This is a genomic window from Chitinophaga caeni (assembly GCF_002557795.1).
In the GTDB taxonomy this organism is placed as follows: Bacteria; Bacteroidota; Bacteroidia; order Chitinophagales; family Chitinophagaceae; genus Chitinophaga; species Chitinophaga caeni.
Genome location: NZ_CP023777.1, coordinates 4,382,990 through 4,405,181, shown reverse-complemented (window position 1 = coordinate 4,405,181; position 22,192 = coordinate 4,382,990). Strand labels below are relative to the sequence as shown.

The 22,192-nt window shown below is 46.3% G+C and carries 16 protein-coding genes and 1 tRNA gene; 9 read left to right on the top strand and 8 right to left on the bottom strand.

Annotation, left to right across the window (positions count from 1 at the left end; genetic code table 11):
• Window positions 1-80: 80 nt before the first annotated feature.
• On the top strand, window positions 81-911 hold the full coding sequence (locus tag COR50_RS18510; RefSeq protein ID WP_098195368.1) for a sugar phosphate isomerase/epimerase family protein: 831 nt from the start codon (window positions 81-83) through the stop codon (window positions 909-911).
• A 224-nt stretch (window positions 912-1,135) separates the two neighbouring features.
• Window positions 1,136-2,287 carry a TIGR03364 family FAD-dependent oxidoreductase gene (locus COR50_RS18505; protein ID WP_098196314.1) on the top strand — a complete coding sequence of 384 codons (1,152 nt, stop codon included), beginning with the start codon at window positions 1,136-1,138 and terminating at the stop codon, window positions 2,285-2,287.
• A gap of 485 nt (window positions 2,288-2,772) precedes the next feature.
• Here the strand turns inward: COR50_RS18505 and COR50_RS18500 are convergent, their stop codons facing one another.
• From COR50_RS18500 to COR50_RS18485, 4 genes are all read right to left on the bottom strand, one after another.
• Window positions 2,773-5,994: a protein O-mannosyl-transferase family gene (locus COR50_RS18500; RefSeq protein WP_098195367.1), complete on the bottom strand. Its 3,222-nt coding sequence runs from the start codon at window positions 5,992-5,994 to the stop codon at window positions 2,773-2,775.
• A gap of 123 nt (window positions 5,995-6,117) precedes the next feature.
• Window positions 6,118-6,435: a putative quinol monooxygenase gene (locus tag COR50_RS18495; protein ID WP_098195366.1), complete on the bottom strand. Its 318-nt coding sequence runs from the start codon at window positions 6,433-6,435 to the stop codon at window positions 6,118-6,120.
• Window positions 6,432-7,259, bottom strand: a complete 828-nt coding sequence (locus COR50_RS18490) for an SAM hydrolase/SAM-dependent halogenase family protein (RefSeq protein ID WP_098195365.1) — start codon at window positions 7,257-7,259, stop codon at window positions 6,432-6,434. Before COR50_RS18490 ends, COR50_RS18495 begins: the two co-directional genes overlap by 4 nt.
• A gap of 177 nt (window positions 7,260-7,436) precedes the next feature.
• A complete protein-coding gene (locus COR50_RS18485) occupies window positions 7,437-8,249 on the bottom strand; it encodes an SDR family oxidoreductase (protein WP_098196313.1) in 813 nt (270 codons plus the stop codon).
• A gap of 217 nt (window positions 8,250-8,466) precedes the next feature.
• Here COR50_RS18485 and COR50_RS18480 point away from each other — a divergent pair.
• Window positions 8,467-8,539, top strand: a tRNA-Lys gene (locus tag COR50_RS18480).
• A gap of 236 nt (window positions 8,540-8,775) precedes the next feature.
• Window positions 8,776-10,047, top strand: a complete 1,272-nt coding sequence (locus COR50_RS18470) for a site-specific integrase (RefSeq protein WP_098195363.1) — start codon at window positions 8,776-8,778, stop codon at window positions 10,045-10,047.
• 582 nt (window positions 10,048-10,629) lie between these two features.
• Here COR50_RS18470 and COR50_RS18465 read toward each other — a convergent pair.
• The 3 genes from COR50_RS18465 to COR50_RS18455 are packed head-to-tail and all read right to left on the bottom strand — an operon-like array spanning window position 10,630 to window position 16,105.
• Complete coding sequence (locus tag COR50_RS18465) at window positions 10,630-13,860, bottom strand: error-prone DNA polymerase (RefSeq protein ID WP_098195362.1); 3,231 nt, start codon at window positions 13,858-13,860, stop codon at window positions 10,630-10,632.
• A gap of 15 nt (window positions 13,861-13,875) precedes the next feature.
• Window positions 13,876-15,372, bottom strand: coding sequence for a Y-family DNA polymerase (locus COR50_RS18460; protein ID WP_098195361.1), 1,497 nt, complete (start codon window positions 15,370-15,372; stop codon window positions 13,876-13,878).
• Between the two features lies 1 nt (window position 15,373).
• Window positions 15,374-16,105 (bottom strand): ImuA family protein, encoded by a 732-nt coding sequence (locus COR50_RS18455; protein WP_098195360.1) that lies wholly within the window; start codon window positions 16,103-16,105, stop codon window positions 15,374-15,376.
• Window positions 16,106-16,179: 74 nt separating this feature from the next.
• Between COR50_RS18455 and COR50_RS18450 the strand changes: the two genes are divergently transcribed.
• From COR50_RS18450 to COR50_RS18430, 5 genes are all read left to right on the top strand, one after another.
• On the top strand, window positions 16,180-16,983 hold the full coding sequence (locus COR50_RS18450; protein ID WP_098195359.1) for an XRE family transcriptional regulator: 804 nt from the start codon (window positions 16,180-16,182) through the stop codon (window positions 16,981-16,983).
• A 177-nt stretch (window positions 16,984-17,160) separates the two neighbouring features.
• On the top strand, window positions 17,161-17,499 hold the full coding sequence (locus tag COR50_RS18445; RefSeq protein WP_098195358.1) for a helix-turn-helix domain-containing protein: 339 nt from the start codon (window positions 17,161-17,163) through the stop codon (window positions 17,497-17,499).
• Window positions 17,496-17,768: a hypothetical protein gene (locus COR50_RS18440; protein WP_198405698.1), complete on the top strand. Its 273-nt coding sequence runs from the start codon at window positions 17,496-17,498 to the stop codon at window positions 17,766-17,768. The genes COR50_RS18445 and COR50_RS18440 overlap by 4 nt, the downstream gene beginning before the upstream one ends.
• A gap of 5 nt (window positions 17,769-17,773) precedes the next feature.
• Entirely contained in the window at window positions 17,774-18,748 is a 975-nt protein-coding gene (locus tag COR50_RS18435) for an AAA family ATPase (protein ID WP_098195357.1), read from the top strand.
• A gap of 1,055 nt (window positions 18,749-19,803) precedes the next feature.
• Window positions 19,804-21,210: a hybrid sensor histidine kinase/response regulator gene (locus COR50_RS18430; protein WP_198405697.1), complete on the top strand. Its 1,407-nt coding sequence runs from the start codon at window positions 19,804-19,806 to the stop codon at window positions 21,208-21,210.
• A 48-nt stretch (window positions 21,211-21,258) separates the two neighbouring features.
• On the opposite strand, the gene COR50_RS18425 is transcribed toward COR50_RS18430, so the two are convergent.
• Entirely contained in the window at window positions 21,259-22,074 is an 816-nt protein-coding gene (locus COR50_RS18425) for a competence protein CoiA (protein ID WP_098195355.1), read from the bottom strand.
• Between the last annotated feature and the right edge of the window lie 118 nt (window positions 22,075-22,192).

Genomic DNA, 22,192 nt, shown 5'->3' with positions numbered 1-22,192 from the left:
ACATATTTTAACCTCGAATCTTGCTTTATTAGGATAATACCATTAATTTTCTGCCAATTACCATACAAAATTCTCATGTTATGACTAAAAAACTAGCAAATAGCTTGTTTCTCATCTGCTTCCTTTTGATGGGCAGCATGGCGATGGCGCAAGATAAGGCGGAACAACTGGGCTGGAAACTCGGCGCCCAGGCATATACCTTCAACAGGTTTACCTTGGCGGAAGCATTGGACAAGATCGATTCCTGCGGCTTGAAGTACGTGGAATGTTATCCCGGTCAAAAAATTGGCGGCGGTATTGAAGGGACGATGGATTTTAAGATGGACGCTGCAACCCGCGCCAAGGTGCTCGGTTTGATTAAAAGTAAAGGTCTTACTTTGGTAGCCTATGGCGTGGTTGTTCCCAGCAGCCCGGCCGATTGGCGCAAATTGTTTGAATTTGCCAAGGCGATGGGTATCGAAGTAATTAACTCTGAACCGAAGGATAGCGATTTAGATCTCGTTTCTTCGCTTTGCGATGAATTTAAAATCCACCTGGCCATGCACGATCATCCCAAACCCAGCCATTATTGGCATCCCGATAGCGTTTTGGTAGCGATAAAAGGGCGCAGCCAATACATGGGATCTTGTGCAGATATCGGTCACTGGGTACGTTCCGGTTTAGATCCGATCGAGTGTTTGAAAAAATTGAAAGGCCATGTGTTCAGTATGCACTTCAAGGATTTGAACGAAAAATCCCGCAGGGCGCATGATGTTATCTGGAATACAGGGACCAGCAATATCCCTGCCATCATGGCCACGATGAAAGAAATAGGTTTCAAGGGGCCAATCTCAGCGGAATATGAATACCATTGGGACAATAGCGTGCCGGAAGTAAAACAAAGTGTAGCAAATTTCAGGTCGTTATTGTAGTTGATTCTATTATAAATTATTGATTTTATAGAGGCGGCAATTTACATTGTCGCCTTTTTTAATTCTGCATCTTGACATGACCAATACAAGGGTTTAATAAGGATGATACATCATCGAGCTCCTTTTAATTTAATATATTGTTAACCTGGATTTCCCGGTAATTTTCATTCAAGTGTTTAATATTGCTCAATAAAATTTTAATATTTGTAAATAAATTACAATTGGTGAATAAATTTGATTTAATAGTTGTTGGTGGTGGGATCATGGGAACATTCCATGCTTACCATGCTTTGATGATGGGAAAGAAGGTGTTGTTATTTGAAAGGGATAATTATCCGGTTGGAGCTACGGTACGCAATTTTGGGCAGGTGGTACCTTCGGGAATGGCCAATGAATGGTTTGAATACGGCAGGCAGGGTTTGGAAGTATATAAATCGATCCAGGAAGAGATGGATATTTCGATCCGTAACAACGGAAGCGTTTATATTGCTTCTGATGATGATGAACAACTATTATTGCATGAATTGAAAGCTCATTTCGATGCTAAGAATTATACCTCGCAATTATTAACCAAGGATCAAATCTTACAAAAATATCCTGCTATTAAATCTTCTTATGCAAAAGAAGCGCTATTCTTCCCGCAAGAGGTTTCCGTGGAGCCCGATGTTTTGATTTATAAGATCCAATCATGGATGAAGGAACGCTTTGAAAATTTTGAAATTCATTACAATGTACCTGTTGTAGATTGCGAAGATAAAGGTAGTGATGTGAAAGTACTGACCGCGGGCAGGGGAATGTACACGGCAGGACAGGTGGTGATTTGCAGCGGCAATGAATTTAAATTGTTATTCCCGGGCGTATTCCGGGAAAGTGGTATAGTAGTAAGCAAATTGCAGATGATGCGTACCGTCCCGATGCCGGAAGTTGCATTGGAAGGGAATATCCTGACCGGCTTAACGATCCGCCGGTACGAGAGCTTTGAAACACATTGCCCGTCTTTTCATAAAATTTCTATCCCCGATCATTACCATGAATTGAAACGTTGGGGTATTCATATTTTGTTTAAGAAAGCGGCAGATGGTAGCATTATCATCGGGGATTCGCATGAATATGCCGCAGCCTTCGAAGCGGATGACCTGGGTTTTAAATTGAATCAATACATCAATGAACTGATGCTAATGGAGGCTGCAAGGATCGTGGATTTTGATGTTAAACAAATAGCGCAAACCTGGGCCGGATATTATCCGCAACACAAGGACAATATTTTCCACGCCGATTTGGGCCAACGTATTCATATCCGTACTGCCATCGGCGGGAAGGGGATGACGGCAAGCATCGGCTTTACCGCGAAAAGTACCGCGGAAATTTTCCAGTAGATATTTCATTGAACAGTTGAAATATGTGTTCGGCAATGCCTTGTAATAGGGCATTGCCATTTTTCTGATTATTTTGAATTACCTGGAATGATAACTGGTTCGAGCTTCCAAGCTCGGACTCCCGGCCGGGAGAACGTTCTACTGGTAAAAGATCTTGATCTACAGTATTAGGAATCCAACAATTGGCGGTTCGCAGTGCGATGAGTACGTACCATTTGGTTTCCGGTACAATTGTAAATGTCGACAATTGTGCGTGGGTCCGAGCTTGGAAGCTCGAACCAGCCAGGAGGCTCGTCGTGCAATGAGTACGTACTGTTTGGTTTCCGGTACAATTGTAAATGTTGACAATTGTGCGTGGGTCCGAGCTTTGAAGCTCGAACCAGCAAAGATTCTCGGGATCGGAGTGACCATTCAAAAACCGACAAAAGCAAATCCCGCTTAAGTAAAAATCTCAAGCGGGATTTGCTTTTATTATTTAGACGATTCTATTTCGAAGAATCCATCGTATTGATCTGTTGATGACCATCAACTGAAGTTGGCGATGTTGTTGGTGTTTTAGCAAATTCTTGCTTCATCTGTTCGAGCATCTGCTTGAATCTTTCCGCGCGCATTGCATCATCGCGCAGGTCGCCCGTCATCTTGCTGTTCGGCAGATTTTGGTAATAATTCAGTTGCTGTGATAAATCACGGATGATCTTATCGCTGATCTCGTTGCCTTTTTTGAAATCACCTGCTAAGTAGTAAGCATAAACTACCTCCATTGAATAAAGGTTGTGCATGTTCCCCGGTGATGTCATCGCGTAAGGGAAGTTCTGATCCAGGATGTTAGTATCCATGCGGTTCAGGAGCTTCAATGCACGTTCTTTCTCATCAACTTTAGATAAAGCAACACCTGCCTTGGTGTAAGCGTTGCGGATAACTTGCAACATGCGGCGGTTAGGCTCATCGAAGTAAGTACCCGGCGTTTGTGCACCACCGAAGTCGAACTTAGTCATCAAGTTTTTCTCCATTACCGGGATGTTGATGTTGTCTTGCAAGCCCGGTAAGATCTCGTCGCTTTGCGGGCGGCGGATCGGTACCAGCCTGTAAGTCAAGCCATCCACGCGCAGATAATCTTCTAAACCTAACCCGGTAGGACCGGTAAAGTAGATCGGGCGTTTCCAGTCATTGGCAGCAATGATATCCAATAATGCCAAATCATTTTTATACAAGAAGTTCTTCGTCAATTGGAAAGTTACTTGCGGCGTAATATTAGCGCTGTCCTCGATACTAACGGTACCGTTCTTAATCACTTCTTCCACGTTCACGGGGATGAACAGCTTTTGAGTTGGCAAGTAGTTCATCTTATCGCCCCTGCTGGTGCTAAGCTTGGCCCTATTATCGTCGGAAGCGATGAATTGCATTACTTCCTTGAGGTTGTAGAAGCGATCCTGCGGGAATACCCCTGCATCGACATACTGCACATAGTTCCTGTTATCGCCCCGGTAAGTTGCGGCTGACCAGGTCATCGGTATGGCAGGACTTTGGTTTACCATCCTGCGTTGTTGATCGATGTACCAATCTACACCCAGCAAGCTGAGGTTGATGACACGCACATCAGGACGGATGCCTTCCACTTCTTGAGCATACCAGAGCGGGTACGTATCATTGTCACCAACGGTAAATAATATCGCGTTCGGGGCACAGGATTCGAGGTAATCTTTTGCCACGTCGCGGGCTAATAATTTTTGCGAACGATCATGATCATCCCAGTTTTGGAAGCCCATCAGCAAGGGCACAGCCACGAAACACAGCACGGTAGCTAATACTGCCGACATCTTAAATTTCGATTTCTTCTCTATAAATTCGGAAATCGACAATACACCTAAGCCGATCCAAATCGCGAAGGCATAGAAAGAGCCTACGTAGGCATAATCCCGTTCACGCGGTTGGTTACCGGCTTGGTTAAGGTATAATACGATCGCCAGGCCCGTAAAGAAGAATAAGAGTGATACGATTAAAGAATCTTTCTTATGACGTTTGTATTGGTAGAAAAATCCTACCAGTCCCAATATCAATGGAAGGAAATAGTATTTGTTGTGCGCCTTGTTGTTCTTTAAGCTATCAGGCATTTCGGATTGATCACCGTAAAGAACATTATCAATCGGGGCAATACCGGAGATCCAGTTACCATCCCTCACGTTGCCACTCCATTGCGTATCGTTCTGTTTACCCGCGAAGTTCCAGAGGAAATAACGGATGTACATGAAGTTCACCTGGTAACCCAGGAAGAACTTGATATTATCAACGAAATTAGGCTTCTCATCCTTGCCGAGGTTCAGGAAGGAGCGGTAATAATCCGCGTGGCCTTGCTCGTTGCTGGCATCCCAAACACGCGGGAACAGCATCATATCCTTGGAATCATAAACAGGTTTCATCTTTTTACCGGCAATTTCATAGCGATCTTTACCCCTCATATACACGTTGCCGGTTTCTTTGTAATCTGTTGGACTGGCAGTAAACACTTGACCGTAGATCAAAGGGAAATCACCGTATTGCTCACGGCCGAGGTAACCCACCAGGGAAACGGGGTTGTCCACGTTATACATATCTACGCTTGGATTCGCAGAAGAGCGGATCAAGGTAGTTACGTAAGTAGAATAACCCAAGAGCAAGAAGATGATACAAGCAGTTGTCAATTGAACGAAATGCTTGATTTTATGGATAGATAAATCGATATCAAATTTCTTCAAGATCGTTGGCAAAGTCAGGGTCAATGCACCTAAGATAACTTTTAACATCTTGGCACCACCGCTGCCACCCGGATCCAATACCGGGATAAAGAATACCGAAGCCACCAGGATTAACGGCGCATACAAACCGAACTTCGGTTTGAAATACCCGGTGATCATCACGGCGAAAATCGCTAAGAAGTAGAAGGTGAAACCGCTGAAGAAAGGCAATCCCAACGTATTCACGAAAAATACGTCCATGATGCCGGAAACGGTAATAGTATCTTGAATGATGAATTTTTGAACTAAGCCGGTCAACAAGCAACCTACCATGAAAGCCCAGAAGATGCCCCAGTTCTTGGTAGCGCCCTTGTTCTTCTTGAAGTAGTAAATCATGACCATGGCCGGGATCGTTAACAGGTTCAATAAATGCACACCGATGGAAAGCCCCATCAGGTAAGCGATCAGGATGATCCAGCGATCCGCGTATTTTTGATCGGCCTCATGCTCCCATTTGAGCATGGCCCAGAAAACAACGGCAGTGAACAGGGAAGACATCGCGTACACCTCGCCCTCAACAGCAGAAAACCAGAACGAATCACTGAAGGTATAAGCCGCTGCCCCCACGATTCCCGCACCCATGATAGCCGTAACCTGGTTACCGGTAAGCGTTTGTCCCGCTTTTTGTACGATGCGGCGGGCAAAGTGGGTAATCGTCCAAAACAAGAATAAGATCGTGAAACCACTCGATAAAGCCGACATGATATTGATCCCCAGGGATGCTTCAGTTGGCTTAAAAGGCAGTGTGAACATCCTACCGATCAATACGAACAGGGGAGCGCCGGGCGGGTGTGGCACCTGCACTTTATAAGCAGCCGAAATAAATTCCCCACAATCCCATAAGCTGCCGGTAGCCTCCATGGTCATTAAATAAACAACGCAAGCGAAGATGCAAACCAACCAGCCCACGATGTTATTGATCCTGTTAAAATTCATAAGGTCGTTTTAAGATTCGGACAAAAATAGAAAATCTAACTAATTAAGCTAGTATCTACAATAGTTTTAACGTTTTATAAATATCTAATTTATTTCAAATTCCTTATAGTTCAAGGATTTATCTTAAAGGGGAGTTGTAGCTCCTGCCACCGGCCCGGCCACGCGGTTGAGCGACCATGCCTCCGGTTTGCCCGCGAAGAGGATCTTGGTGGCAGCCCAAGTTTCCCTGAAAAGTTCGGAGTGGCGGTAAGATTCCAAGTCGGCAGGACTGTTCCAGTGGCTGTAGGTAAAGTAAATATTACCGCCGGGCGACTCCCGCCATAATTCCAGGTGGGTACAGCCGGGAAAATTGCGGATCGCCTCTTTTTGCCTGGCAAATAAAGCTTCAAATTCGCCCGTTTTACCGGGGTCGAAGATCATTTTAACGATGCGTAAAATCATTCGAAAATAATTCTTACCGTTTGATAAAAAGATAGTTGGGTGTATGGCGTGGGTTGAATCAATTGCCCGCGATCAAAGCCTTGCAGCCCGAACAGCCCGGCAGCATTCCCCTTGTTGACGGCGATCTCCAGGTAGCCCGCCGCGTTGAAAAGCGCCAGTTTGTGCCCTTCCGGCACATCCGGGTAGGATTCGCTGATATTGTTGATCACCTCATCCCTCCTGAAATAAATCGCGAACTTACGACCTTGCCTGTGCTGTTCGAACTGTTCGCGCGTGATGTTGACCACCACGTTTTCAAAATTGTCGATGTGGATGATTTGTCCTTCTATATAGTCTTCACCTGTAAGCGGTTGCAGATTTTTTTTTTCGATGATGTTGTCATCCTTGCTGCCGACGGCTTCCAATGATTTGCCATCTATAAGCTGTTGCAGGGTGGCGGCCAGTATGCGGATGATCTGGATCGTGTTCCTGGGGCTGTTGTCCGCCAAGGGGATCTTGTAAACTTCCTTCGGCTTCTCACCCATCAACATCGTGATGAGACCATTGTCGGCACAAACGAGGAACTGATCATCGTAAGGCACGATCAACATATGTTCCGGTTTTTTATCGAACAAGTTGATCAATACCAAGTGGAAAGTACCGGCAGGGAAGTGGCGGAAAGCGCTTTTACAGATATAGGCCGCTTGCGGCAAATTGAAAGGGGAGACCTGGTGCGAGATATCCATTACATGATGCCCCGGGCAGTACTGCAAGAGTTGCCCCTTGATAGCACCCACCAGGTAATCTTGTAACCCGATATCAGATGTAAGCGTAATTATTGCCATTTGTCAGTCCCGTTCCAATCTCTAGTTTCAAATGTGGTTCTCTTCCGGGTAGCCTATCGCATCACTTTTGGGGATGGGTTAGGTTTTTCGGATAGAAATATAAGTGCAAATAAAGTCAAAATATACATACATAACAGGTTATGCAGCATAATTTTTGGCAAGAATCTTAATAAAAATTTATTGTAAAGGAGAACCGGGTTCTTTTTTAAAGTGGTTAAACACCAACTTATCGGCCAGGGAAGCGAACATGCGGCTCATGAAAACGGTCAATTTACCTTGTCCCGTCAGCACGAGCGTGCGTTTGCGTTTGGCGATGGCCTTCAGCGTATGTTGCGCCACTTCTTCCGAGCTCATCAACTTACCTTCATCGAGCGGCGTATCACCTTGTGCCGCGCCGTGTTGGTTCAAAGCGGTGTTGCGGATATTCGAAGCTGTGAAGCCCGGGCAAACCCACATCACGTTCACGCCGGTATGGAGGTTCTCCGTTCTCAAGGCTTCCAGGAAACCCTGCATCGCGAACTTGGAAGCGGAGTAACCCGTCCTGCCGGGCAAGCCGCGGTAACCCGCTATGGAAGAGACGCCTACGATGGTGCCTTTTTGCTTGATGATCTCGGGCAAGGCGAACTTGGAACAATACACCGTTCCCCAGAAGTTGATATCCATCAATTGCTGCAACACCTTCACTTCGGCATCCTTGAACAAGGCCCTCATCGAGATGCCCGCATTGTTGACGAGTATATCCAGCCGGCCGAAACGCTGTAAAGTTTGCTCGATAAAACGTTTACAATCTTCCTCCTTGCTCACATCAGCAACGCAGGTAAGTAATCGATTGGATTGTAAACTTGCCTGCAACTGATCTAAAGCCTCTTGCTTACGTCCGCAAACCGCGACGGCAGCGCCGAGCTTCAACGCTTCTTCAGCAATTGCTTTACCGATGCCGGAAGTACCCCCGGTAACGACGACAACTTTATGTTGAAAAAATTGATTCATTGCTATATGATAAATGTGATGCAAAAATAGTAGAGGCGTACCGTTATCTAAAGAAGAATTTATCAACAAGGTTGTAATGCTGTGTAGTAGGGTGTTTCAGAAGATGTGGATTACTTCGATTCAAAAAAATATTCAAAAAATTTGGAAGGAATTATTTTTTTCCTACTTTTGCACTCCCATCGAAACAGAGATGTAACGGTGAGAAAATTAAGAGGTTGATTCCGTAGCTCAGTTGGTAGAGCAATACACTTTTAATGTATGGGCCCTGGGTTCGAGTCCCAGCGGGATCACGAAAGGCATTCTAAGGAATGCCTTTTTTCGTTTATATATGCCGCTGTAGCGGCTTTGCGAAAAATTGCATATCAAAGAAAATCAGTTTATAGCTACCTGTTCGGTTACCTGTTCGGTTACCACGCAAAAACCTCAACTTTAGGTAACCGAATGTGTGATGGCAGTTTGAAACACTTGAAAAAACACAAAGAATTTCAAATGATTTCATTCTTAACCATCATAAAAACAAGTAGCTATGAGCAAGCAAGATATCTCCATCCTGTTTTGGCTTAAACGAAGCGTTGCCAGAAGATCCGAAGACGGCAAAGCCCCGATCTATATTCGTGTAACCATTGACGGTAGAAAGGCAGAAATATCGTTAAGCCGCAAAGTGCATCCCGATAATTGGGATGAAAAAAACAAACAGGTATTAGGAAAAGACCCGGAGGTAAAGATCATTAACAGGAAGATCAGCCAGGCAGAAGTCGATCTTGACCGGCATTTCACCGCTTTACAAGCCCAATATCAATACGTCACCCCGGAAATGGTGAAGAACCTTTACGAAGGGCGGCCTGCCATCCCAGTTGACCCCATAGAGGAAGTTTCCTTCCTGGAAGCCTTCGACTATTTTATCACCCGTTTTGAGAAACTTGTAAAGATAAAGAAACGTTCTGGCGAAACTTTGCGTAAGTGGAACAGCAACAGAAATAAGATCAAGGTGTTTATAAAACATCAGTTCAAAAAAGAGAATGTCCTGCTGCGGCAACTTCCTGTTTCGGTTGCTGACGACCTGTTGGATTTTTTAATGATCGAACAGGATTTAGCCAACAATACCGCCATGAAACTAGTAAAAGACACGAAGCAGGTACTGAAGATGGCCAAGCGTAAAGGCTGGCTTCTTAATAATCCTATGGAAGAATTTGTTTGCACCTACGAGGACCCGGGCATAGAAGAGCTAGAAATGGATGAAGTGCTGGCTATCTACAATAAAGAGCTGACGATTGACAGGCTGGTAGAGGTAAGGGACGCTTCCATATTCCAATGCTTTACCGGCTTTGCCTACCAGGACATTTATGCCCTGGGGCCGGAGCATTATATCACTGTAAACGGAGAAAAATGGCTGAAGAAGCCCAGGGGCAAGACCGGTGAGAAAGAGTTGCTGCCTGTGCTGCCCATTGCCGCCGCCCTGATCGAAAAATATACCGATCACCCCTACTGCCGGCAACGAGGCACATTACTGCCGATCAACAGCAACTCCCGGTATAATGGCTACCTGAAAGAAATAGCCGATTTGTGCGGTATCAAAAAGAAATTGACGACCCATGTTTTCCGTCACACTTTCGCTACTACTATAGCTTTGGAACAAGGTATTTCCCTGGAGGTGGTACAGACCATGCTCGGCCACAGGTCCATCAGGACTACTCAGCGCTACGCCAGAATCAAAAAGAAGAGAATGGCCAGGGAAATGAATGGACTTAAGGATGAGCTTTTCGATGAAGGAGGAAAGCTTAGAATACCAGCGGTGTAAGAATGGTTGGGAGCCATTTCCCGTTTACTTGAAGAACTTAAATTGGCTTTACTCGTATTTATATCCAATATTCACTTCTTTGGGTTAACTCAATAAGGCATAGTTGTTTGGGTTGTAAATCACCTTCATTACTGATTATTATTTCTCGAAATAATAAGGTCCAGAAATTAAACTTTAACCTGAATTTGCCCATTGGCTTCATTCTAGTTCTTCTAAATTAGAATACACTTTTCCAACCCCCAATACTTCTACCATTACTTTAACCCGTTTCAAACAATTCGAATAGCACTTTTGAGAGAACTGTTAAGCTTTCCAATGGTATGCCGAAAGAATTTCTTGTAAAATAATGAGACATACCAACATATCTATAACCCAAATTTATGCTGATATAGTAGCTGCCAAGTTTAGCGGGGATATAGGGAACCTCAAAAGAGAATAGTTCAGCAATCAACAAACTGGTGGTAACTGTCAACCAACCGCTTATCCAGAATTCAAAAATATTGAAAGTGTAATTGCCATTCCTTGGGTAGATTTATAGGGAGTTTGTTCTATTTTGTACTGTTAATTAAGCCTCAACAATCATTATTTGAAGTTTCTTCCCCCTGGAAATATCTCTCCTTGCACCACCGCTGGTTTCTTCACATGCTTATCACTACCTTCATAATCAGTATCCTTGCCTTCATCAGCGCGGGATAAGGTTTGAACATCCGGTATAGCAAGGGTCGGAATATTGAGTTCGCTGAGCAACCCTGATAGGTCATGGCAACTCTTGACGATTACATGTGTCACTTCCCCTGCCCGTTGCAGCTTACCTTCAACCATCAGCAAAGTAGAACGGACAATCTCCTTGCGGTATTTATCGAATAGTTTTTGAAAGATCACAAGATTACTGGTACCGGTTTCATCTTCTATAGTGATAAAACATACGCCCGTAGCGGTCGCCGGGCGTTGCCGGACCAATACCAATCCCGCAACTTTTACCATGGTACCGTCCGGCCAGAGATTCAGTTCATTTGTTGGTAATATACCCTGGTGATAAAGCTGCCTACGTACGAAGCTGACGGGATGGGCTTTCAGTGATAAGGATAAAGCACTATAATCCTGTAGGACATGCTCCGGCGCCGACATTGCAGGCAGCAGGGTTGCTTTTTCGTGAGAACTGCCGGAAGGCTGCCCTTCAAATAAGCCTGTAGGATGATCGCAGAGTGCTGTAACATCCCATAAGGCCTGCCGGCGGTCCAGCCCCAGGGATCGGAAAGCATCTGCATCAGCCAGTTTCTCCAGGGCGGCCATCCCGACTCCGGCATCGCAAAGCTCATTGATGCTGTGGTAAGGGCTTTGTCTTTTGGAGACCAGCAACTGCATTTCTTCTTCCTTTAGGCCTTTGACCTGGCGCAGGCCGAGGCGCAGCGGGTAATACTTTCCCTTACGCTCATCCAATCTATGATCCCATGTGGACAGGTTCACGTCCACCGGCAGCACGCTAACGCCGTGCTTCTGCGCATCTATGACGATCTGGGCCGGCTGGTAAAAACCCATCGGCATGCTGTTAAGCAGCGCCGCCGCGAAAACATCAGGGTAATAGCACTTCAGCCAGGAAGAGACATAGACCAGCAAGGCGAAGCTAGCCGCATGGCTTTCCGGGAAGCCGTAGCTGCCGAAGCCTTCCAGTTGCCGGAACACACGTCGGGCAAAATCTTCTTTGTATCCTTTGGCAATCATACCCTCTACTAGCTTCTTCTCCCAATCGCTCACCTTTCCTTTAGCCTTAAAAGTGGCCATGCTCCGGCGCAGCCCGTCTGCCTCCGCCGGGGTAAAGCCTGCGGCTACAATAGCGATCTCCATGGCCTGTTCCTGGAAGAGCGGGACACCGAGTGTTCGGCCCAGGATGTCCTCCAGTTCCTTTGAAGGATATTCCACCGGTTCCTCACCATTACGGCGGCGCAGGTAAGGATGTACCATATCACCCTGGATGGGGCCGGGCCTTACGATAGCAACTTCTATTACCAGGTCGTAAAAGCATTTTGGGCGCAACCGGGGCAGCATCGACATCTGGGCCCGGCTCTCAATCTGAAAAACACCCAGGGTATCGGCATGGCTGATCATGGTATACACTGCCGGATCATCCTGCGGGATACTGGCCAGCGTCAATTCCAGCCCGTAATGCTGCTGGGCCAGGTCAAAGGCCTTGCGGATGCAGGTCAGCATTCCTAGGGCCAGCACATCTACCTTCAGGAAACCGAGGGCTTCTATATCATCTTTGTTCCATTCGATATTGCTCCGGTTTTCCATACGGGCATTGAGCACCGGGCAGAGGTCGGAGAGCTTGCCCTGGGTGATCACAAAGCCACCAGTATGTTGACCTAGCTGCCGGGGAAATCCGATGTACTGCTGTGTTAGTTCCAATACTTTAAGCAGGTGCGGGTCGCCCGGGTCAAAGCCTTCCGAGGAGGAGGCTTTCCCTTCCAGCCATTCGGTGGTAAGTTCGTAGCCGGACTTTGAAAGTCTGTCTACCGCATCAACGGAAAGACCCATAGCCTTACCCACATCCCGAATTGCTCCCTTCCAATGTACCCGAGTTACGGTGGCCACTATACCAGCTCGGTCACGGCCGTACTTGCCGTAGATATATTGCATGACTTCTTCGCGCCGCTCATGCTCGAAGTCCACGTCGATGTCTGGCGGCTCATCCCGGGCATCACTCATGAAACGGGCAAAAAGTAGCTTGAATTTTACCGGATCTACGGATGTAATCCCCAAACAGTAACAGACCGCAGAGTTCGCCGCCGAGCCACGTCCCTGGCAAAGAATTTGCCGGGAGCGGGCGAAACACACGAGGTCATGAACCGTCAGGAAATAAGCTGCATAATTCTTCTTGCTTATAAAAGCGAGCTCTTCATCGATCGCCTTGCATACCGCTTCCGGCACCTGCCCGCCATAGCGCTCCCGCGCACCTTGCCAGGTCAGCAAAGCCAGCTCCTCCTGGGGCGTCCTGTCGCCGCCGGTGATCTCTTCGGGATAAACATATTCCAGGCTATCCAGGGAGAAGCGGCAGGCCGCTGCAATTTCCCCGGTACGGGCAATGGCATCCGGGTTTTGGCGGAACAGGCGCAGCATTTCAGGCTCCGGTTTCATATAGCGTTCTGCATTCTGAAACAATCGGAAGCCGGCATTGTATATCGTGCATTTCTCGCGGATGCAGGTTAAAATATCCTGCAACTCCCGGCGCTCCCGTTCATGATAGTGAATATCGTTGGTCGCTATCAGGGGGACATCCAGGTCCTTTGCCAGTTGGGAGAGGCGGAACAAGCGTTTCGTGTCATCGGCCTGGTAAGAGCGCATCATCCCCAGGTAAAGGCACTGACCCAGCACCTGCCGGTACTCACGCAAAGCCGCCTTAAATGTTTCTTCAAAATCAAAGTACAGGTTCAAGCTGTCCGGGGGAATAACGATGAAAAGCAGGCCTTCGCGGTACCGATACACATCGGATTTGTAAAGCAGACAGTTGCCCTTTTCAGTGCGGAAGTTGCCTACTGTGAGCAGGCCTGAAAGGCGGGCGTAGGCGGCTTTGTCGGTCGGGTATGCCAGCAGGGAAGGGCCGTCCTGCAGATCAAGCCTACAGCCGGGAATAATCCTGATATTCTTCTCCCTGGCGGCGGCATGCGCCCGCACGATGCCGGCAAGGGTATTATGGTCCGTTATGGCTAGGGCATCATATCCTAATTCCGCGGCTTGAGCCACCAGTTCCTCCGGGTGTGAGCCGCCACGCAGAAAGCTGAAATTCGTCGTTACTTGTAATTCCGTATAGTGCATCAGTATTGTCTTTATTCATGCAAAAAATCCGTGCAGGAACCATTCCGGAGTGTCTTTCCCGTAAAGTCCCAACCGGAAGATCCAGTAGCGCCGCCCTGGTTCATCTTCCACGCAGTAATAGTCCCGGTGGTCGCCTTGTTGCATCCACCATTCCTGTTCAATCCGTTCAGGCCCATCCGCCTTCTTTACCTTGTGCCAGGTTCCCCGGTAGCGGAACTGTATGGGTGGGTAGTCCGGCAGCGGCACCATGACCTCTATTGCCAGGGGCACCGCCAGGAGACATACCGGCCTGGGCACATGGCTCCGCCAACCGGTAGTACAGGGCTCGGAAAGGGAAGCTGCCGGCCGGGTTGCCCGTTCTGGCCAGTAGTGTTCCTGGGGCAGGTAGCGCCGGATTGCCGACGCGCCCAACCGCCCCGCCATGCGGTCGAGCAAGTCGGCTACCGCCTCTTCATCCGCCGGGTCATGGCATTTCCAGAGGGTTTCGGTGGTCTGGGTGAGTTCTTCCACTACCGGCGCTTCCAGCACGAACAACTCGATGCCCAGGCCGGGGGCGATGGCCTGGGTCTTTAGCTTGAAAAGCTTCAGGAGGTGCGCTGTATGGCGAGACGGCCTGTTGGTACCGATCTCTAACTGTTGCTTTTTTCCATCGATCCTGTAAACGGTCAGCACGGCTTTGCGCAGGCCTACCCCCTCGCGGAACAGTCGTCGGCACAGGGTTTCCAGAAGACGTTGCAGAGCAATTTCAATACCAGCGGCGCTTTGGATCGGCTCCAGGCTCGGCAGGTGCTCCTGGTATGGTGCCACTGGTATTACAGGGGTCAAGGCTTCGCGGGCTTCCCCCAGGGCTTGTGCCAGGCGATCCAGTAGCTGTTGGCCGAAACGGCGCCGAAGTGTGCCCCTGGGGATGGATATAAAATTGCCCACCTGGTAAAAGCCCAGCTTCCGCATCCGGTTCAGGAGTCCCGGCTCCAGGCGCAATGCTGCCGGTGGCAGGGCTAAAAGCGCTTCCCGCTGCCTGCCCGGAGGGATGATGAACGGGCTGTTTCCGTACCGGGCCTGTGCCCAGGCAGCCCCTATGGTATCGGCTATAGCTCCCTGGACGCTGTAACCGGTGGTTTTGAACTTGCCCGTGATCTTTTCCAGGTAAGGTATTTCCCCGCCCCAGAGATGGGTGCAACCACTTATATCCAGTACCAGGCCATCTGGGCTGTCAACCCCAACTACAGGGCTATAATGGATACACCATTCGGCAATGTTGCCTAGCAGGATTAAGGATTGGTCGGGATCGTAGTCATAAACCAACAGGGAGGGATAGGCTGCCCGGGCATCTGCGACGACAGTGCCGTAACGGATGCCATATGGTTGTGCTGCTGCGCTGACTGCCCGGATGACCTTGCGACCGCGTTCCAGTTCGGCCAAAACGAAAGCCTTCCCCTTCAGGTTCGGCTCGTGCCTCTCCTTCCAGTCTGTCAAAAGTCGGGGAAACCATATAGATAGGTAGCGTTCCATCTTATCCCGCGTTTTCAAGGTATGTTGCTGCTGTTACCGATTGTCGGTCCAGGTGTCGTAGTTGCCCGGCGGCATATTGGATATCCCAGGTACCAGGTTTGCCACTTCGGACCTTGAGTAGTTCCACCCGCCAGCAAGGATGTCCAATACCGGGCATACCATCCGGCAGCCAGCTAGGCAGGGGAGCTATCCGCCAACGGGCGACACTGGTGGTCTGCTGCAGGTAGGCCGGGCGGCAGCAATGGATAAAGCCCGTCACGCGGCTTTCCTCCACGGCCAGTTGTAGCCGGCGGGAGGCATTGAAGTCGAGGTTGCCGACCTCTCCGACGACAGCGGATAAACCGGGACATTTAAGCGCCTCCTCTATGGTCCAGAGGAGGTCTTTGTCACGGTCGAGATCGATAAAAATGACCCGCTCAGGCGGGATACCGAAGGCCGCCAATCCCCCTGGTGCGGCCCGGCGATTGCGGCTTACCCAAAGGCAGGGGCCGCCTTGCGCCATCAGCTTGCCCAGCAGTGCGGCGATAAAGCCGTGGGTGGCCACGTAACCCCCGTATTCATTGCTGGTAAATTCGTGGATGACCCCGGTGGGAAAAGTACCGTTTGGGAACGCTTTTTCCACTTCGCCCAGGCCCTTAACTTTAGAAGTCCCGGTATCGCGTATGCCTTGCAGCTCCAGTATCTGCCGCTGCAGCTTTTCTATAATTGATTTTTTTGTCTCCGCTATTTCCATCGCCACTTCAATTTATTGGTTTATATTTGTCATTAATAATGACAAAGTATTGTTATCAATAATAGCAACGAAAAATGAAGACACAAAAAATATTTTTCTGCGGGAACCTGAAATTCCTCCGGGAGCGCAAGCATAAAAGCCAGGAAGAGCTGGCTAATATATTGGGCATCAAACGCTCCAAGCTGGCCGCCCTGGAAAGCGGCCAGACTAAATCACCCTTGCCGGAAGATTTTTTGAATATCTCGGAATATTTCAAGATCAGCGTGGACTCGCTGTTTAAAATTGACCTTTCCAGCCTCTCAGAGCTGAGCCTGCGGCAACTGGAGGCAGGCAATGATGTGTATATCACGGGCAGCAATATGCGGGTGCTGGCGATGACAGTGGATAAGACGAGCAAGGAAAACCTGGAATATGTGCCGGTAAAGGCCAAGGCCGGCTATATAGCCGGTCACCGCGACCCGGAGTTTATCGCCGGTTTACCGCGCTTCAGTTTTCCTTCACTGCCGAAAGGGAAAACGTACCGGATGTTCACGATAACAGGAGATTCCATGTTGCCTTTCCCGGATGGCTGTGATGTGATCGGCCAGTACCTGGAAGACTGGCGGGATATCAAACCTCAAACCCTCTGCGTGGCTATCCTGAAGGGTGAGCAGGATTTTGTATTCAAGCAGGTAACGCTAAAAGGAGATGGTTTACTAATGGAATCCATGAATAAAAGCTACCAGCCCTACACCGTTCCTTTCTCCGAGGTACTGGAACTGTGGCGCTTCCATAGCTATCATACCGTGGAAGTGCCGGAGGCGCAGGATATGCAAAGTATTGCAACACTTATCCGGGAGGTGCAGGCGGAAATCAAGGTGATCAAAGGGAGGAGGTAAACTTATGTGTCAACGATAGGGTTGATATTAATCCGTCGTCGAATTAAAGTAACCATAGTTAACTTCATTCTAGTTCTTACGAATTAGAATACTTGCTTTTTCGACCCCATTACGTCCACCTACCCTTTAACCCGTTTCAAACATTTCAAATTGCACTCTTAACAAATCGAGTGTTATATGAAAGCGCCACCAGCGGGTTCCAATCTCACCCAAAGAGATCATATCTATACAAACCAGATAGTAACCTTAGCCGATCTGCAAGACCTTAAATTAGAACTCCTGGAAGAGATCAGGAAGTTGCTCCGGGAGCAGCAAGGGCAGCCGGGAAAAAAATGGTTGAAGACCAGCGAGGTCCGTAAGTTACTGGACGCCTCACCAGGCACCTTGCAGCGGCTGCGAAATGATGGTACCCTCCCTCATAAAAAGATCGGGGGCATCGTGTACTACGACTACGAACAGATCAGCAAAATGCTCGCCCCGGATCAGTTTTCCCAACACAAAAGCTATAAAAAATGAAGAAGCCCATCAAATCGGATGACGGCTGCGGCGGCACCGTGCCACCATCCTTGCAGCATGTAAAGATCTACTTCGACCAAAAAGGCCTTCCGGAGAAAGCAGCCGAAGGGTTCTTTCGCTACTACCAGGCCCGCAAATGGAAAACGGAAAAGGGATGTCCTGTACGTAACTGGAAAGTAGCCGCCACTAACTGGATTTGGCTCCACCAGCAACAACGCCCGATGTCCATCGACATCAAGGTACGGTTGCAATTTCCCAATCATCAATAATAGTAATGGCAGGTACAACGTACAAATTATCCGACCAGGTTTCATTTTACTCCCGTTCCAGCCTGAAGAGCATGCGCAAGTTGGCCCTTGAAGGCGCCGACCTGCAAGAGCTACGGCAGCTTTTCGGCCATTACATCCCGGAAGGCAGCCTCATCCATTTCCCTTCGCCCAGGGGTGTGGGAAAATCCTGGTTCTGTATGCAACTCTGTATTGCCATCGCCGGGGAGTGGCCCGATTTCCTGGGGGAATCTATTAATATGCATGGAAATACTTTGTATATCAATAGTGAGTTGAGCGAAAAGATCATCCGGCGCCGTTCCAAGCGGTTGATGGACAGTGTTCCCTTCCCGGTAGGAGAACAATATAAAGCGATGGTATATTCCACGCGCCGCAACCTGCTTGAAGAGCTACACAACATTGTTGCCATCGTGGAGAAACTGAAACCGGTGCTTATCATCATCGACAACTTACGTATGGCATTCACGGATGTGGATACCAATAACAACAAGGACATTACCCGGCTCATGTTCACGCTACTGGCGCTTTGTGAAGGCACCCAAACCTCTGTGTTGATCACCGATCATTTCAGGAAACACAGCGGCTCCCTACTCAGCGACAGCGACCTACAGGCCGGTTCCGGCATCAAGACCGACCTGGCGGACGGTGATTTCTTCCTGCGAAAGAGTGGGCAGGATAAGCAGTTCCGCATTCTCAAACGCGGTAAGTCCCGGCACTTCGAGGAAGCTGAAGGTGCGAAGCTGCTGCGTATGCATCCTGGAAGTTGCTGGTTTGAATTGGTGGAGGAACAGGTCAACGAAGCGGAACATGTCGGCATCCGGGCGCTCCGGGATAAGGACGAGCAAAAGGATTTTGCACGGGCGCTGCGGCTCCAGGGTAAGCCCCTGGACGAGATTGCCCATATCATGGGTAAAGGCAAGAGCACGATCCACCGTTGGCTGAAGTTGGCTGAAGGTAGATGAGGTAGATGCCAGGGATAAGTCTCCCCCGAGGTAAAAAAATACTGTTCCGTTCCATTTTCATTCCTGCCGAAAGTGGAACAAAAAAGTAAGCTATCTCCCTGGAAGCCAATCAATCAATCCGGGAAAGCGGAACAAAAAATCTGAAAATGGAACAAAAACGGAACGCACAAAAATGCGGCGGAACATAAAAAGGCACTAAAGGGCTAATAATCAACAATGTATGATCAAAAAGTGGAACAATGATTGGAACAAACGGAACAATACGGTAAAATAAACCCGATATATCAAGTTATAAAACAATTAATTTAATGAGACATATCTCTTTACTATTGACTATCTACTGTTTCATGTGATAATTGAATTGGAACCTTCTTAGATGTATATATCACTTTCTAGCAATAGCCAACTTAATGGGGTAAAATAAATTTCGTCGTTAACTCTATTTAATTACCTCTATCAGTATATTATGGGATGTACTTTCAAAAAACGTAGATTAAACAAGCTTGTTTTCAGGGAAATATCTTAATATTGCATTATCGTCTGAATTTGAATTATTCTTTCTCGCCAAGCACTATACCAAAGCGCTTACACATTACATGGCTAACCTAGTTAACGGTACGAACAACTTTCGTATAGAGTTCCTTTTGCGTTCAGTCCAAAAGCATAATACTCTTCTGGAACTGATTCTCGTATGGGTTTCCTTGGAAATTTGAAGGTACTGTACTAATCGATTTTGAATATGTTATATGCTCCATTCTAAATGGATGTTGAGCCATTTTCTTAATGTAGAATAAGCGTATATGTGTAAGCCCCAGATCAACGAATCCCAGGAATCATCATTTAATACAACGATGAGTGCCATTACAATAGCGTTGTGTTTGTCTAATGGAACATTCCTCTATTTAGCAACCGGATCTCACAAGTTTGTATTCCTATACTTTTTAGTGCTAGCTCTTGTTGGAGTTATAGTTTTGAATGAAAATGGGAAACACCTTATAAGCGCTTATCTTTCACAATCACTTCATTCACTTTCATTCGCATATCTAGGTATCGTTATGGAAAAAGTTATCGACTTCAGTGGAATGTTCTTGTTTCTACTAACATTATCATTATTAGTAAGTTCGAGTCGCCGGTTTAGGATCTATAGTTTTGTTTTAGCAGGAATAGCCTTCTTTTTCATAGAATTTAATAGGAATAACCATGTAATTATTGAACCTGTAATTATCGAAAGTGAAATTGGTATTATCATTGTCCGCTGGGTTACCTTAGCAACAATTATACTTTTAAATTTACCTATTTTCGCTTATTTCCATAAAATTATGCTGAATCAACGAAAGAGTATTGAATTAGCTCAAAGGGAGCGAGATTTTCTTGTATCGCAATTTGTTCATGATCTCCGAGCGCCTATGCATTCGATCAGGGGGTATTCAAAAATTTTGAAGGACCAAATTGCAGGATTCGATCAAGAATTTGATAACATTGAAAATTTAACAAGGCGAGTTGAGAGGGACATTGACAATTTATTAGTAAACAATATTCCCGGTGATAGGATCCCTGAAGCAGATGAAAAAACGTGGGTTGAAAGCACTGCATATTTTAATACAATTCATCAAATTAGTCATTCAACTTGCCAAGCAAAGGGAATTGAATTTAATTTCCAAATTACTGGATCAAATGATGTTCAAATACAAATCGATACTTACAGGGTTACATCAATCCTTGAGAATTTAATATTTAATGCTATAAAATTTACCGAGCCTTATAAAGCTATTAAATTAATCATTAATATAACAGGTGTTGAGCTGATTATTAAGGTTAGTGATCAGGGCATCGGGATTCCATTTCGGAAAATTAACGAGCTCTTTGAACCCTACAATAAATCTATTGGCTCGCAAGTTTCTGGTACTGGATTGGGCCTAACAATAGCAAAGAAATTCGTAGAGCAATTGGGTGGCTCGATTAAAGTTAACTCTGTTGAGGGCTTCGGAACAACTTTTTTAATCAATCTGCCAATTAAAACTTCGACCAACGAACCTCCTCAGTTTGATCTAGGAAATACACTTGAGATGTCTATGAGTAATGATTTGAAAGCAATGGTAATAGATGACGATTTTATGAATGCCGCCCTACTAAAGAGATTTTTAACAGATATAGGTTTTAATGTTAAAGTATGCCACCTTAGCCGAGAAGCATTGGAAAGTCTTAAATACTTTGCACCTGATGTAATTTTTTCGGATTTTCATTTGCCAGATGAAGTGCCAGACATGCATTTTTCAATCCTTCATAGTAAGTGCCCTAACATTCCAATTGTAATAACAACGGGTTCAAATCTGCAACTAAAAAACTATAAGAAATATGGTATAGTTGAAATATTAACGAAGGGGTTCCTAAAATCAGACGTTGAAAATTTGATTTTATTATATTGCAATAATGAGTTACGTGGGAAAAGAGCGTCCGCCTAGTATTTTTGTAAAAAATGTATAATATTATTTTAAATTAATTTTTCCAAATTATAACCTACTTCGTCTTTTAAAGCGACCTTTTACAATTATATCAGCTGTACGGGGCCTTACGGCCTTCTTTGGCGTCTGTTTCTCTTGACTTAGCTCATCTGCCTTTAAACCAGCATTTGATTTGCCAACAAAATTTAAATACCACTTTAGCCATGTTCCATTCTTGGTTGAATCTATAAAAGTTGTACGGGAGATGATTGCAAGTATGTTATAGTGTTTAACTTTGTCAGGAAATAAACAATACAAATTATCTCGAAATTTATCATTACCAGTTAATTCATTCAACACCTTAAAATCAAATATAACCGGCACAGCGCAATCCTTCCAATTAATTGGGAAATTCTTATCTAATAGATCAACAAAATATAATCCCTGTTTTCCGCTACTTTTGAATTTTTTACTACCAAGTAAAAAACGTGGAAAATCTGAATTCAATCTAGTCCCATCGACAATCCAAACCAAGTTTTTGTAAAACTGTTCCCTGGCCTTTCGTTCTTCTGAATTAATATTCGAATGTTGAAATTCAATTGTTAGTCCATGGTCGGTTTGTACGTCCGCAATATGCTTTTCTCCGGATGTAGAATCGCGAAAAACTATTTCTTGCCATTTTTCCGGATAATTACCTTTCCATAACCGATGCCAATCGGTTTCCCTTTCCCACCAAGGATCACAATTTCCTTTTGATGTATGTGCCCAATGGTGTATTTTATATTCTCCACATTTCGCAATTAATTCAGCCCTACAATATGGGCATATACCTCTAGAGCCTTTAGTTGCTTCTAATTTTGCATTGTTAACTAGTGCGTATTTCATGGGTTAATACAATGAGATGATTTTAAAATAAAATGAACTTAATGAAATTACATATATTTTGGTAGATTTATCTAGCAAAAAAAATAGCACCCTGCCTTGTGCAAGGTGCCAAAATTTA